Annotated in this window: 9 protein-coding genes; 4 read left to right on the forward strand and 5 right to left on the reverse strand. The window is 42.8% G+C overall.

The features are described 5' to 3' along the window. Positions 1 to 156 precede the first annotated feature (156 nt). Both ACXZ1K_RS02085 and ACXZ1K_RS02090 read left to right on the forward strand, forming a co-directional pair. The gene (locus ACXZ1K_RS02085; protein WP_458971726.1) at positions 157 to 534 is read left to right on the forward strand and encodes a BlaI/MecI/CopY family transcriptional regulator; all 378 of its coding nucleotides are present in this window, start codon (positions 157 to 159) and stop codon (positions 532 to 534) included. After that, on the forward strand, positions 531 to 2,618 hold the full coding sequence (locus ACXZ1K_RS02090; RefSeq protein WP_458971727.1) for a TonB family protein: 2,088 nt from the start codon (positions 531 to 533) through the stop codon (positions 2,616 to 2,618). Before ACXZ1K_RS02085 ends, ACXZ1K_RS02090 begins: the two co-directional genes overlap by 4 nt. Positions 2,619 to 2,708: 90 nt before the next feature. Here ACXZ1K_RS02090 and ACXZ1K_RS02095 read toward each other — a convergent pair whose 3' ends face one another. The 4 genes from ACXZ1K_RS02095 to ACXZ1K_RS02110 all read right to left on the reverse strand — a co-directional run bounded on the left by ACXZ1K_RS02095 (position 2,709) and on the right by ACXZ1K_RS02110 (position 7,926). Next, positions 2,709 to 3,479 carry a succinate dehydrogenase/fumarate reductase iron-sulfur subunit gene (locus tag ACXZ1K_RS02095; protein ID WP_458971728.1) on the reverse strand — a complete coding sequence of 257 codons (771 nt, stop codon included), beginning with the start codon at positions 3,477 to 3,479 and terminating at the stop codon, positions 2,709 to 2,711. Positions 3,480 to 3,501: 22 nt separating this feature from the next. Continuing rightward, positions 3,502 to 5,481, reverse strand: coding sequence for a fumarate reductase/succinate dehydrogenase flavoprotein subunit (locus tag ACXZ1K_RS02100; RefSeq protein ID WP_458971729.1), 1,980 nt, complete (start codon positions 5,479 to 5,481; stop codon positions 3,502 to 3,504). 24 nt (positions 5,482 to 5,505) lie between these two features. Next, the gene (locus ACXZ1K_RS02105) at positions 5,506 to 6,186 is read right to left on the reverse strand and encodes a succinate dehydrogenase cytochrome b subunit (protein WP_458971730.1); all 681 of its coding nucleotides are present in this window, start codon (positions 6,184 to 6,186) and stop codon (positions 5,506 to 5,508) included. 204 nt (positions 6,187 to 6,390) lie between these two features. Then, on the reverse strand, positions 6,391 to 7,926 hold the full coding sequence (locus tag ACXZ1K_RS02110) for a trypsin-like peptidase domain-containing protein (protein ID WP_458971731.1): 1,536 nt from the start codon (positions 7,924 to 7,926) through the stop codon (positions 6,391 to 6,393). A 170-nt stretch (positions 7,927 to 8,096) separates the two neighbouring features. Between ACXZ1K_RS02110 and dapF the strand changes: the two genes are divergently transcribed. Next, positions 8,097 to 8,882, forward strand: coding sequence for a diaminopimelate epimerase (dapF, locus tag ACXZ1K_RS02115; RefSeq protein ID WP_458971732.1), 786 nt, complete (start codon positions 8,097 to 8,099; stop codon positions 8,880 to 8,882). Here the strand turns inward: dapF and ACXZ1K_RS02120 are convergent. Next, positions 8,879 to 11,176, reverse strand: coding sequence for a helix-turn-helix domain-containing protein (locus ACXZ1K_RS02120; RefSeq protein WP_458971733.1), 2,298 nt, complete (start codon positions 11,174 to 11,176; stop codon positions 8,879 to 8,881). The genes dapF and ACXZ1K_RS02120 overlap by 4 nt on opposite strands. A gap of 123 nt (positions 11,177 to 11,299) precedes the next feature. Between ACXZ1K_RS02120 and ACXZ1K_RS02125 the strand changes: the two genes are divergently transcribed. Next, positions 11,300 to 14,089 (forward strand): outer membrane beta-barrel family protein, encoded by a 2,790-nt coding sequence (locus tag ACXZ1K_RS02125; protein ID WP_458971734.1) that lies wholly within the window; start codon positions 11,300 to 11,302, stop codon positions 14,087 to 14,089.

Genomic DNA, 14,089 nt, shown 5'->3' on the forward strand with positions numbered 1-14,089 from the left:
TTTCAACTTCAGTCATCTTACTAAAAATGAGGAAACTAAAAGAATTATTTTGAAAACTAAATTATTAGTTTTAAGTTTATACTAAGTTCTTAGTTATAACAGGTAATGCGCAGTACGCTGCTAACAAGGAACAGACAGCAATAAAATAGACCGATAATGGAAATAAAGGATTTAACAAAGGCAGAAGAGCAGATCATGCAAATTGTATGGCAAATTGAAAAAGGATTCGTTAAAGATGTAATGGACTTTCTTCCGGAGCCGAAACCCGCTTACAATACGGTATCTACCATTATCAGGATACTCGAAGTAAAGGGCTTCATCGCTCATGAAGCATTTGGAAAGGCTCATAAATACCATCCAATTATCAGCAGGGAAGATTATAAACGTTACGCCACGGAGAAATTGCTGGGCAATTATTTTGAAAACTCCGTTGAAAGCATGTTCTCCTTCTTTGTGAAAGAAGAAAAACTGGATTTGGGTGATGTAGATGAGATCCTTAAAATGATTAGTAAACTTAAAAATAAAGAAAAATGAGTTGGGCGCATTACATCCTGCAGGTCAACATTTACCTATTGGTTTTTTTTGGCTTCTATAAGCTCTTGTTAGACAAAGAGACGTATTTTACGCTCAACCGATTTTATCTGCTTACTGCGGGCTTCTTATCGCTTACCATTCCTTTTTTAAAACTTGAGTGGTTCAGTTCACAGCCCATAGCCCAGCCAGTGTATGTTACAGTCGGGCAGGTTAGCGATTATGTCGCCCAGGTCACCGTTTTAAAAAGTGATACATCCTTGCTTACAACTGGTAACCTGTTGGCACTCATTTACAACTTGGGCGTAGCTTTTTTTGTAATCAGGTTAGTTGTTCGTCTGATATCAGTCAGCCTGCTTTTGAAAAGGGATAAAAGCGGATTAGCATTTTCATTTTTCGGCAAAAAGGTGATAGATAGCTCCCTACCCGGATTTCTCACGATAAATAGTCATGAAGAGATCCACATGAGGCAACTCCACTCACTCGATGTTATCTTTTTCGAAGTTCTGGCTACCATTACCTGGTTTAATCCGGTCATCTATTTTTATCAGCATGCGGTTAAAAATATCCATGAATACCTGGCGGATGAAGAAGCCGCACGGTTTCAAGGTAATAAAGAGCAGTATGCATTATTGTTGTTGAGCAGTGCACTGGGGGTAACCCCAAGCAATCTTACTAATAGTTTTTTTAACAAATCACTCATTAAAAAAAGAATTTACATGCTACACAAACAACGTTCAAAGAAAACCGCTATACTTAAGTATGGCCTGTTTTTACCGCTCTTCGCCGTCACTTTGGTGATGTCATCAGCTACTATACGCAATAACGAAAAACTTCAGGAACTCGCAGAAAATGTGCCCCTGGATCAACCAATCTCTGCTGTAAAAGCAGCTGTTGAACAATCCATCATGATGCCCGCTGCTCATAAGACGAGTGAGCCAGCATCCAATGTGGTCTCAGCTCCGTCACCCTCACTCCCAGCTGAAAACAAAGCAACTGACTGGCAAAAGTTTTATGACCATATTAAGAGAACAATTCGTTACTCTGCACAGGCGCAGGAAAACAAACTTACTGGCAAAACTCAAATCAAATTCACCATTCAAGATGGTCAGATAGAAGGCACGACTTTGGCAGGACCTGCACTTGGAGATGGATGTGATGCAGAAGCGATGAGGGCTATACTTGGCTTTCCTGACTTCAAGTCTATACCGGACGGGAAATATGTGTTGAGGGTTTCCTACACCATGTCGGATGACGGAAAACAGGAATACATCGTCAAGAATAAAGACCTTCCTGCGGTAGCCGGATATGAAATGCTAAATGAAGTGGTAATCAGGGGGTATGGCAGAAACCCTATTGAAGGACAAAGCACGCCCTTAAGCGAGGTAAACATCCAGCCAAACAATGGAGAGAAGGTTTATGATTTTGTTACCTTAGAAACCCAACCTAGCTTTCCAGGGGGTATGGAAAAATTCTATGAGTACATATCGAAAACCGTAAAATACCCCAAAGAAGCACCGGACAAAAACATCCAGGGAAAAGTATTTCTAACCTTTGTGGTGGAAACCGATGGATCGCTGAGCAATATTAAAATAGATAGGACGCTAAGCCCGCAGCTGGATGAAGAGGCTGTACGCATTTTAAAGGCCAGCCCTAAATGGATTCCTGGTACTCAGAACGGGCAAAATGTAAGGGTGAAATATAATATTCCTATTAGCTTTTCGCTGGCTAAAGATGAAAACAAAGCTGGCCGGCAAAATGATCCGGTTTACGACTTCGTTTCGTTAGAACAGCAACCAGCTTTCAAAGGTGGAATGAAAAACTTCTATACTTACCTGGCTAAAACAGTTAAATATCCTGCAGAAGCACAAAGGTTAAACAAACAAGGAAAGGTATTTCTATCATTCATCGTAGAAAAAGATGGCAGTCTTAGCGATATTAAGGTAGACCGCAAAGCGGGTTATGGTTTAGACGAGGAAGCGGTAAGGGTTTTAAAAGCATCTCCTAATTGGGATCCTGGTATACAACAAGGTAAAAAAGTGAGGGTTAAATACAACATTCCAATCTCCTTCACACTCTCAAAATAGCTCAACAATTAGCTTTCTCAAGAACACAAAACCCCGACTAATTTAGCCGGGGTTTTATGCATAATACCCTTGTCTCGTCCTATAAATCTATCAAATATCTTCTTCAGATACAAATTTTGCAGAATAAAAATCTCGGTTCATCCTTGCGATGTTTTCCAGTGAAATTCCTTTAGGACATTCTGCCTCGCAGGCACCTGTGTTCGTACAGTTACCGAAGCCTTCAGCATCCATTTGCGCAACCATACTTTGTACCCTGCGGTAGCGCTCTGGCTGACCCTGAGGTAATTGCGCCAACTGAGAAATCTTAGCGGAAACAAATAGCATTGCGGAAGCATTTTTACAGGTGGCTACACATGCTCCACAACCTATACAGGCAGCAGCTTCAAATGCAGCATCTGCCTGTTTCTTTGGTATAGGCAGCGCGTTCGCATCTTGTGCGTTACCCGTATTTACTGAAATAAACCCTCCTGCTGCAACAACTCTGTCGAATGCAGTACGGTCTACCATTAAATCTTTTATTACCGGAAAAGCAGCTGCCCTCCATGGTTCCACAACGATGGTATCGCCATCTTTAAATGAACGCATGTGTAACTGACAGGTGGTTACTAAGTCCTTCGGACCGTGCGGACGGCCGTTAATAAACATAGAGCAACTTCCGCAAATGCCTTCGCGACAATCGTGATCAAATACAATAGGCTCATCATTTTTATTGATCAGCTGCTCGTTAAGCACATCAAACATCTCCAGGAACGACATGTCCGGCGAGATCTCAGAAAGCTTGTAATCTACTAAAGCACCTTTGGCACTGTTATTTTTTTGACGCCAAACTTTCAGCGTTAAATTCATATTTCCTGTACTCATGATATTGAGATTTTGGTACTTACTATTTATAACTTCTTTGTGCTACCTTAATATTTTCGAACTTCAATTCTTCCTTGTGAAGATCAAAATTAACGCCTTCTTTAAACTCCCAGGCAGCAACATAGGCATAGTTTACATCATCACGCAAGGCCTCTCCCTCTTCTGTTTGGTATTCCTCTCTAAAATGGCCCCCACAGCTCTCATTACGGTTCAATGCATCAATACACATCAATTCGCCCAATTCTATAAAGTCAGCCACACGGCCTGCTTTTTCTAGTTCAGGGTTTAATTCATCAGCAGTTCCCGGAACACGTACCTCGCTCCAGAATTCAGCGCGCAAGGCCCTTATTTCTGCAATCGCTTCAGTTAAACCGGCTACGTTTCTTGCCATACCACATTTCTCCCACATGATGTGCCCTAAACGTTTGTGGAAGTGATCTACCGACTTCGTTCCCTTAATATTGATCAATGTATCCAAAATGCCTTTTGCCTTCGCCTCAGCTTCAACAAAAGCAGGATGATCTGTAGGTATTGCTTTAACAGATATTTCCTGAGAAAGATATTTACCAATCGTGTATGGAAGCACAAAATATCCATCTGCCAATCCTTGCATTAATGCAGAAGCTCCTAAACGATTTGCACCATGGTCAGAGAAATTGGCTTCGCCAGTACAGTACAAGCCCGGCACGGTGGTCATTAAGTTATAATCAACCCAAAGTCCGCCCATTGTATAATGCACTGCCGGATATATCCGCATCGGCGTCTCATACGGGTTCTCACCGGTAATTTGCGCATACATGTCAAACAGGTTGCCGTATTTTTCTTTAATTACGTCTAAACCTAAACGCATGCAGGTTTCTTTGTCGGGATTATGGATACCAGATTTCGAAGCTTCAATTCTACCGTATCTCTCGGTATTGGCCTTGAAATCCAGATATACAGCCAATTTAGATGCACCTACACCATAGCCGGCATCGCAACGTTCTTTAGCCGCACGGGAGGCTACGTCACGTGGAACCAGGTTACCAAAAGCAGGGTAACGGCGTTCCAGATAATAATCTCTTTCGTCTTCAGGAATTTCGGAAGCCTTTCTCGTATCGTCTTTTTTCTTTGGAACCCAGATCCGGCCATCGTTACGCAATGATTCAGACATCAATGTAAGTTTACTCTGATGATCTCCTGAAACAGGAATACAGGTCGGGTGAATTTGCGTATAACATGGATTGGCGAAATAAGCACCTTGCTTGTGCGCCTTCCATGCCGCGGTTACATTACTTCCCATTGCATTTGTAGAAAGGTAAAATACGTTTCCGTATCCACCTGTTCCAAGAACTACTGCATGTCCAAAATGACGCTCCAGTTCACCAGTGATTAAATTACGTGCAATGATCCCACGGGCCTTACCATCTATCTTTACTACTTCCAGCATTTCATGGCGGGTAAACATTTCTACCTTACCCATTCCAATCTGACGCTCCAACGCGGAGTAAGCACCTAATAGCAATTGCTGACCAGTTTGTCCGGCTGCATAAAATGTACGTTGTACTTGTGTTCCACCAAATGAACGGTTATCCAATAAGCCACCATACTCTCTCGCCAATGGAACTCCCTGTGCCACACACTGGTCTATAATGTTTGCGCTTACCTCTGCAAGACGGTGCACATTAGCCTCCCTTGCTCTGTAATCGCCACCTTTTATTGTGTCATAAAACAAACGATAAGTACTATCGCCATCATTTTGATAATTCTTCGCTGCATTGATACCACCCTGAGCCGCAATAGAGTGCGCTCTTCTTGGAGAATCCTGAAAGCAAAAGCACTTAACTTTATACCCCATTTCAGCTAAAGTTGCAGCTGCAGACGCACCGGCTAAACCGGAACCCACAACAATCACCTCTATACTTCTCTTATTTGCAGGGTTAACCAGGGCCACAGAAGAACGGAACTTAGTCCATTTTTCGGTCAGATCACCTTCTGGTATATTAGCATTTAATTCTGCCATGTTATTTTTACTTAAGATCTAAAACTATTTAATAAGGCCAAAGTGAATTGCCAGCGGCATGGCTGCAAAAAGCAAGCTGATGATGATGGAATACCAAACACCTACTGCCTTAATAATTGGTGTGTACTTTTTGTGGTTCCAGCCCAGTGTTTGAAATGCAGATGCAAAACCATGCAAAAGGTGGTAAGCCAGTGAACCCATTGAGAACACATATAGTCCTACCAGAGCTGGGTTTTTGAAAGTTTCCACCATCAGCGCAAACAAATCGTGGTTACCGTTAATGTCCTGTGTTGGGATTCCGGTAAACCTGGAAGCCACCCAAAACTTAGAAATGTGAACAATTAAAAAGATCAGCAGTAAAGTGCCAAGTAAGCCCATTGACCTGGAGTACCACTTACTATTTGCTGCACCGTTATTCACGGCATATCTTACTGGTCTGGCGGCACGGTTTAAAGCCCACAACCTAAATCCCTGGAAAATGTGAAGCAACAAACCGGCAAAAAGTACGATTTCCATCGACCGTATAATCCAGTTCGTACCCATAAAATGAGCTCCCTCATTAAAAGTTACACCACCGTCATTTAAAAAGATTAGTGAATTGAGAAAGCAATGCACGATCAAAAATGAAATAAGAAACAGGCCGGTAATACCCATTATTAATTTTTTCCCTATGGAGGAGGAAAAAGCGTTTCCGAAACTAGCCATTATGAAATTATATTTTAGTTTTGTTGTGCAAAAGTATTTAATAAAAGAATTAATTCGCTAACCCTCACCATAAAATCAGGATAAATAAACTATTTAGAAACGTTCTAAGAATTAGCGTATCTTCTCCATTTCAGGGCACAAAAAACCGGGAAGCAATTTTCATTACTTCCCGGTTTAAAAATCAATTAATTATTATTTTCTGTATTACTTAGTGCTAAATGTTGCAGACATCCTGGTTCCATCCGGCAATACGCCCGTAACTTTCATCTTGTCTCCCACTTTCTTCAAGGCTGATGAAACATCTTGCGTCGTATTAATCTCAATATCATTAATGGTGGTAATCACCGTTCCTGGTATCAGGTCATTCTGATAAAACAAGCCGGTTGTATTTGTTCTGGCTACCAAAACTCCACTCTTAACACCCAATTTGCTTTTAACCTGTGGTGAAAGCGGCGCAAATGAGGCTCCTAACTTCTCCATGGAAGCACCACTCGCTACTTTAGCTACTTCTGCGCGGTTACCTAAACTGTTTTCTCCTTTTAATACCACACTGGTATTTTTCATTTGTCCATCTCTCAAATAAGACAACTGAACTCTATCGCCAGGATTCAGGCGTCCAATTTTTTCCTGCAAATCCGGAGAATCATAAATCACCGTTCCTTCAACTTTTTTAATAATATCTCCTTTTTGTAATCCTGCAGCTGCGGCACCACTATTCGGGATCACATCGGTCACATACAATCCGGCAATATCCTTCACATTGTATTTGGTAGAGTTATCTGCGTCTAGCGGATCAAATGTTACTCCTATGTAACCGCGTTTCACCTCGCCATATTTCCTGAAATCATCCAAAATCTTCTTGGCCAAGTTTACCGGAATCGCAAACCCATAACCTACATTGGTTCCTGTCTGCGAAGCTATAGCCGCGTTAATACCTACCAATTCTCCATTGGCATTTACCAATGCACCCCCGCTGTTTCCAGGGTTAATCGCCGCATCAGTCTGGATATAAGATTCTATACTGCTATTGGTCTTAGCAGGTATTTTCCCTGTTCTCTGATATTCTTCAAACTCTTCTTCGCTGGGCTGAGTCCTGTTTAAGATACCTATGCTTCTGGCTTTCGCACTTACAATACCAGCGGTAACTGTAGTCTGCAAATCCAGCGGAAACCCAACTGCCAATACCCATTCTCCGATTTGCACATTATCAGAGTTACCCATCTTAACGATCGGAAGGTTTGTTGCATCCACTTTAATCAAGGCCAAATCTGTGTTCGGATCTTTACCGATAACCTTCGCGCTAACCTTTCTTCTGTCAGATAAAATCACTTCAATTTTGTCTGCATTCTCCACCACATGGTTATTGGTTACAATGTAACCGTCAGGTGTAAGGATCACACCAGAACCGGATGCAGCCCTGGGCGCACGCTGCCCTCTTCTGTTTCCGCCACCGCCAAAGAAATCTTCAAACATATCCATCGGTGAAGAATCACTTCTGCCTTCTCCCGATCCTGTTCCATAGGATGTCTTAATGTGTACCACCGCCGGAGATACCGCAGCTGCAGCTTCCACAAAATCTATCGTTCCCGCTGATGAAATTTTCGGGTTACTTGCAAAAAGTACATTTTGTTGTTCAGCAAATGAAAGCTGATCGTTTTTTGGCTCTAACAATTTATAGCCACCAATCGCGGCCGCACCCCCTATAAATGCAGCCAGCACTATTAATCCTATTCTTTTCATTTATATATTGTTTAGTGTTATTTCGTATTAACAGTTTTAAGTCACATAAGTCGCAACAGCAAACTTATTTTCTTTCACTTATTCAAATTTAATACCATATAAACGATATTTGCATCTCCGAAAGGTCATGAATTCTGTTAAATTATGTTAAATAGCCCAGCTTGTCTAATATGAAGATCCATTTCCACAAATATCAAGGCGCAGGTAATGATTTTATCTTGATCGATCATCGCGAATCACCTATTAAAGATATTGATTATGACCGGATTGCGAAACTGTGCAACAGGCGTTTTGGAATCGGTGGGGACGGATTAATGTTTCTCACTAACCACCCTGATTACGACTTTGAAATGCTTTATTTCAATGCTGACGGGCGACCAGGGAGCATGTGTGGTAATGGGGGCAGATGTATTGTCGCGTTCGCCAGGCATTTGGGAATAATAGACAAAGAAACTACCTTTTTGGCAGTAGATGGTCCTCATTATGCCAAAATTTCAGAAAACGGTAATTGGGTTGATCTACAGATGATTGATATAGAAACCATCACTCGTGATGGTGATGCTTTTGTCTTAAATACCGGTTCTCCTCATTATGTAACCGAAACTGTAGGTCTGGATCAGCTAGACGTTTATCAGAAAGGCTACGAAATCCGTAACAATTCCACCTATAAAGCCGAGGGCATCAATGTAAACTTTGTTGAAGATAAGGGTGACCATCTTTTTGTACGAACTTTTGAGCGAGGTGTGGAAGACGAGACCTACGCCTGCGGCACTGGCGTTACCGCCGTTGCACTATCCATGGCAAAACAGAACGGGCAAAGCGGACACATTAAAACTCCTGTTAAAGTACTCGGTGGCGATTTACGCATCGAATTCGATTATAATGGTAGCCAGTTTACCAATGTTTTCTTATGCGGACCAGCAGAAAAGGTATTTGAGGGGGAACTAAACTTTTAATCGTCGCCCTCCGCAAGGTGCGCTGCGATACCAATTTTGATCTCACCAAAACTATAGTCCCGTCCCAGCTTCTCCCGGATGGCATTCATCTGCATCGATTTTAATTCCTTAATGGTCTTCATAATCTTGTCCAGCTTTCCGGCGCCAATCAAGTCTTTACCTGAAATTTCCTGTTTGGCTACATAATGGGCCAGGTGCCCCTCTATTGTGCCTTCTGCCATTTTTCGGGCTACCGCGATCTGACGGATATTCTTTCCTTCTTTAAACAATTCCAGAGAAAGCGCTTTCGTATCTGGTTTTGCCTCTTTTGAAGGATCTGCCTTTTTACTTTTAGTCGTCTTAGTTTTGCTTACCTTCTTTTGGGTAAAATCTAAAGTCCCTTCCATGGAGAATACCTTCAGCATTCTTTTTCCTCTTCCTGCCACATCAATCAGCCCCTCTGCATCTGCACGCTTAAAATCCCTTCCTTCAATCACCGCTTCCAGAAGCGCCGGCGCTTTTTTCATCCGCTTATAGCAATCGTAAAAACGGCCCTCCATTTCCAGCAATTCAGCCAAATACTCCAGTACTTGCTTATCCTGCTTAACCAGCTCCATCCGCTCAAAAATGTGTTCTGAAAAATCATGCAGCAAGGGCGTAAAATAGCCCTCTGCCGCTCTTACGCGCTCCAGCAAATTCTGCATGCCCGCTGGTGATCCATCCTTGCTTAACCGTTCCAGCTGACCTAGAAATTTCGAAGCGTTTGATCGTACGGCTATTACTGAAGTCAACAGTTTTTCTGCCCATTTGAAATGCTTCTGTTTGGCAGATTTGCTCATGTCTTTGGTATAAGAATGCACATGGTCATATACATAATTATCCAGACCGGCCAAATCAAAACACTGCATCAGGTAGGTCTTCAAAAACAATTCGCTCTCCCGCTCCACCTGTGCAAGCAGGGTTACCTGATCTGGCTTGCTCCTCGAAAAGAAAGATACATGCTGGTCCTGCCTGATCCCGGCTCCAGAAATTAACGAGGTGAGAACCAGACCCTGGAGCGACCTTAATCGCGACAAGGCAACATAGATTTGCCCGGGAGCAAAGGCATTGCCGATGTCTATTATCGCTTTATCAAATGTCAAACCCTGACTTTTATGAACCGTAATTGCCCAGGCCAGCTTTAGCGGGTACTGCGTAAAGGTACCAATCAGGTCTTCCTCGATCTCTCCTGTTATTTTATCGGTGGTATATTTAATATTTTTCCAGGTGTATTTTTCAACAATGATCTTTGCGATACCACCTTCTGGCTGCACCTCTATCACATCTGCTTTAAGTCGGGTAACTGTTGCAATCTTTCCATTAAAAAAACGCTGCTCGCCTGTAGGATCATTTTTGATGAACATCACCTGAGCACCCACTTTCAACTCCAGGGTTTCTTCTGCCGGAAAAGCAAACTCACTAAACTCCTTCTCTATTTTCGCCTTAAAGTAAACTGAGCTGGCATGCAATTCCTGCAAGCTATGCCTGTTCATCTCATCTGCCTTGTTGTTGTGGGTAGTAAGGGTGATGTATTTTTCACCCAGAGGGGGCTTAAAATCAGCCTGGTAATGCTGTTCCAGCAATGCTATATCTGCATGGCTAACCGTATTGTTCCGCAAATTATTCAGTAAGCCTATAAATACATCGTCGGCCTGCCGGTATATTTTCTCCAATTCTATGTAAACCGGCGGACTCTGCTGCAGCACATGTGCATCAAAAAAATAGGCACTTTTATAAAATTGCCCAAGTAAGTTCCACTCTGTAGATTTCACCACTGGTGGCAGCTGGTGCAAATCTCCAATAAACAATACCTGAACGCCACCAAAAGCTTCATTCCCCTTCTTTCTGATGTAGCGCAGCACCATATCTATAGCGTCCAGCAAATCGGCCCTCAGCATACTCACTTCATCAATAACGAGCAGCTCCATATCTGTCAGCACTTTCCGCTTCGCGGAAGTCATATTCAGATGTCTCACAATTGATTTAGCCGTATTGTACTGCTGGTTGTAATGATCTCCCTCCGCCACTGGGGCTTTTGGCAGGTAAGCACCAAAAGGCAGCTGGAACAGGGAGTGTATGGTTACACCAGCCGCGTTAATCGCAGCGATGCCTGTAGGTGCAGCTATCACCGCCTTTTTATGCGTAAGCGCTGTTAATTTCTTTAAAAAAGTTGTCTTACCTGTACCGGCCTTCCCCGTTAAAAAAATGTGCTTAGATGTATAGTTCACAAATCTTGCAGCCAGTTCGGCAGGATCGGCAGTTTCAGTGTTAAGCATAAGCAAAAGTATGTAAAACTGATCTTTCCTGCATCATTTAACAATTCTTAACAACATTTAACATATGATTTACTTAAATACTAAAGCTTTAGTTATACCTTAGTGTCGTAACCAAACTCTCATATGAAGATACTTTCCCTCTGGTTGCTAGGCCTGCTGCTTAGCACCTACGCGCTCGCTCAAAACCCTTATGTTGTTAAAGGTGGTGTAACCGATACCGCCGCTACGTACAAAATGGTCAACGCAGCTGTTACCATTCTTAACCAAAAAGATTCTACACTTGTCAAATTTACCAGGGTCAACCCAGAGGGCGCTTTCAGTTTAACCAACCTGCGTGCCGGCAAGTTCATCATGCTCATTACCTACCCCGGCTATGCAGATTATACGGAAGATTTTGCGCTGGACAGCATGAAACCGGTTAAAGACTTCGGACCAGTAAATCTGGTATTAAAATCTACACTTTTAGAAGGCGTGATCATTCAGGGCAAAGTTGCAGCCATAAAGATTAAAGGTGATACGACCGAGTTCAATGCAGGAAGTTATACCATCCAGGCCAATGATAAAGTGGAAGACCTGCTCAAGCAACTTCCAGGAATCACCATTGATAAGGATGGTAAGATCACCGCCCAGGGCAAAGCGGTCAATAAGGTACTGGTAGATGGTGAAGAATTCTTTGGTGACGACCCAACTTTGGTTACCAAAAACCTAAGGGCCGACATGGTGGATAAAGTTCAGCTTTACGACAAAAAGAGCGATCAGGCTACCTTCACAGGGATCGATGACGGTGTAAAAGACAAAACCATTAACATCAAACTTAAAGAGGATAAAAAAAACGGCTACTTTGGTAAAACGGAAGCCTCCGGTGGCACCAACAAATTCTACGGCGGCCAGGCAATGCTCAATATATTTAAAGGCAAAGAGCGTTTCTCCGGGTACGGGATTTTAAGCAACACGGGTACTGTTGGCCTCGGATGGGACGACAACAGCAAGTACAGTAGTTCAGGCGGCATGTCTGAAGTTACGGACGATGGCGGCATCATGTTTTACATGGATGGCGGAGATGACCTCGATTCCTGGGATGGACGTTACAATGGACAAGGTATCCCAACGGCAAAAGTCGGAGGCCTGCATTATGAGAACAAATGGGACAATGACAAGCATGGCCTCAACACCAACTATAAAATTGGTTCAATTGGCGTTAAAGGCAGCAGGAATACCTTAACGCAAAACAACCTGCCAACTGGCCTGCTCAACAGCAATTCCGATCAGTTGTTTGATAACCAAATGTTCAGGCAAAAGCTCGATGCCACCTATACCCTCAGATTGGATTCTACTTCAACCCTCAGGTTCACAGTGGACGGCACCAATAAGAACAGCAAAACGAACGACCAGTTCGGCTCTTCAAACCGCAGGGCAGACAGCACATTACTCAACACAAGTGAGCGCTTTTTAAATAACGACGAGGATCAGCAGCTTTTCAATGCCGGGGTCTTGTGGACTAAAAAACTAAAGAAAAAGGGCCGCACGCTTTCCCTCAATGTAAAACAATCACTGACTAAAAGCGATGCCGAAGGTTATCTCAGGTCTACCAATCAATTTTTTAATGCCTCATCTGCTTTAGACAGTACCCAACGCATTAACCAGTACAAAACCAACAATAGTGAAAGTGCTGTTACGAACGCCAACCTCACCTACACTGAGCCGCTATCTAAACTCGTTAGCTTAACGCTCAACTACGGATTAAACATCAACAACAGCAGTTCCAACAGACAGTCCTACAACCAATCTGCCTCGGGTAGTTATGATCTGCCTGATCCGCTATTCAGTAACGATTACCAGTTTAATCAGCTCAGCAATCAGGGAGGAGCCAATTTCAATTACAGAAAAGATAAAACTACGGTTAGGTTAGGCACAAAAGTGAACGCGGTAAAATTCAACCAGATCGATGGTTACACCGGCCAGTCTTTCAAAAGGGATTTCATCAACTGGAACCCTCAGGCTTCCTATCAATATCGCTTTTCACAACAAAGGTCAGTTAGCATAGACTACTCCGGCCGCACACAACAGCCACAGATCAGCCAGGTACAGCCAATTCTGGTAAATACAGACCCATTAAACATCACACTCGGCAATCCAAACTTGCGCCCATCATTTTCAAACTATCTAAATGTATATTACAGCTCCTATAAAATTCTTACAGAACAGAGTTTGTGGGTCAGTGCATCTTATGGAATAGAAACCAACTCCATCACCAACAATACGGTTACCGATGCAGCCGGTAAAACCACTTATCAGGCGGTAAACCTAAGCGATAGAAATTCCAGCAATTTCAATATCTACGCTTCGTCAGATAAGAAAATAAAAGCATTGGATATAAACGTCGGCCTCGAAGTAAGCGGCAACGGAAGCACCAGCTTTAACATGGTTAACGATGCACTTAACGAATCCCGTTATGCCGATGTTTACGGCAAACTTTATGTCAGAAAGAACAAGGAGAAAATGTACAACTTAAACATGGGTGTTGGTCCTGCCTATACAGCAATTACTTCCTCTTTACAAAATACGGGCAGCAAGGGCTGGGGCCTGGATGCCAACTATTACCTCAGCATTTACCTTCCGGGAAAAATAGAAATCAACTCTGACGGGGTGTATACTTACAAGGCACAAACGCAGGCCTTTAACGATAGGCTGGAGCGCTTTATTGTTAATGCAGGCATCAGCAAAAAGTTCCTCAAAACCGATGCCCTTAAGATGAGCATCAGGGCTAACGACTTATTAAACCAAAATAATGGCTTTACCCGTTCTGCCTACGGAAATATGATTACTCAAAACAGATTCACCACCATCAAACGCTACTTCATGGGTTCCATCACCTGGGATTTCAATAAAATGGGCGGCACAACAAAAAAATAA

This window comes from Pedobacter jaeyakensis, from assembly GCF_054461315.1.

What these genes read in the sequence shown, in the direction of transcription:
- ACXZ1K_RS02110 (WP_458971731.1), bottom strand. Translation starts at nt 7,926, where the DNA reads ATGAAAAGAATAGGATTAATAGTGCTGGCTGCATTTATAGGGGGTGCG.
- dapF (WP_458971732.1), top strand. Translation starts at nt 8,097, where the DNA reads ATGAAGATCCATTTCCACAAATATCAAGGCGCAGGTAATGATTTTATC.
- ACXZ1K_RS02095 (WP_458971728.1), bottom strand. Translation starts at nt 3,479, where the DNA reads ATGAGTACAGGAAATATGAATTTAACGCTGAAAGTTTGGCGTCAAAAA.
- ACXZ1K_RS02090 (WP_458971727.1), top strand. Translation starts at nt 531, where the DNA reads ATGAGTTGGGCGCATTACATCCTGCAGGTCAACATTTACCTATTGGTT.
- ACXZ1K_RS02105 (WP_458971730.1), bottom strand. Translation starts at nt 6,186, where the DNA reads ATGGCTAGTTTCGGAAACGCTTTTTCCTCCTCCATAGGGAAAAAATTA.
- ACXZ1K_RS02100 (WP_458971729.1), bottom strand. Translation starts at nt 5,481, where the DNA reads ATGGCAGAATTAAATGCTAATATACCAGAAGGTGATCTGACCGAAAAA.
- ACXZ1K_RS02085 (WP_458971726.1), top strand. Translation starts at nt 157, where the DNA reads ATGGAAATAAAGGATTTAACAAAGGCAGAAGAGCAGATCATGCAAATT.
- ACXZ1K_RS02125 (WP_458971734.1), top strand. Translation starts at nt 11,300, where the DNA reads ATGAAGATACTTTCCCTCTGGTTGCTAGGCCTGCTGCTTAGCACCTAC.
- ACXZ1K_RS02120 (WP_458971733.1), bottom strand. Translation starts at nt 11,176, where the DNA reads ATGCTTAACACTGAAACTGCCGATCCTGCCGAACTGGCTGCAAGATTT.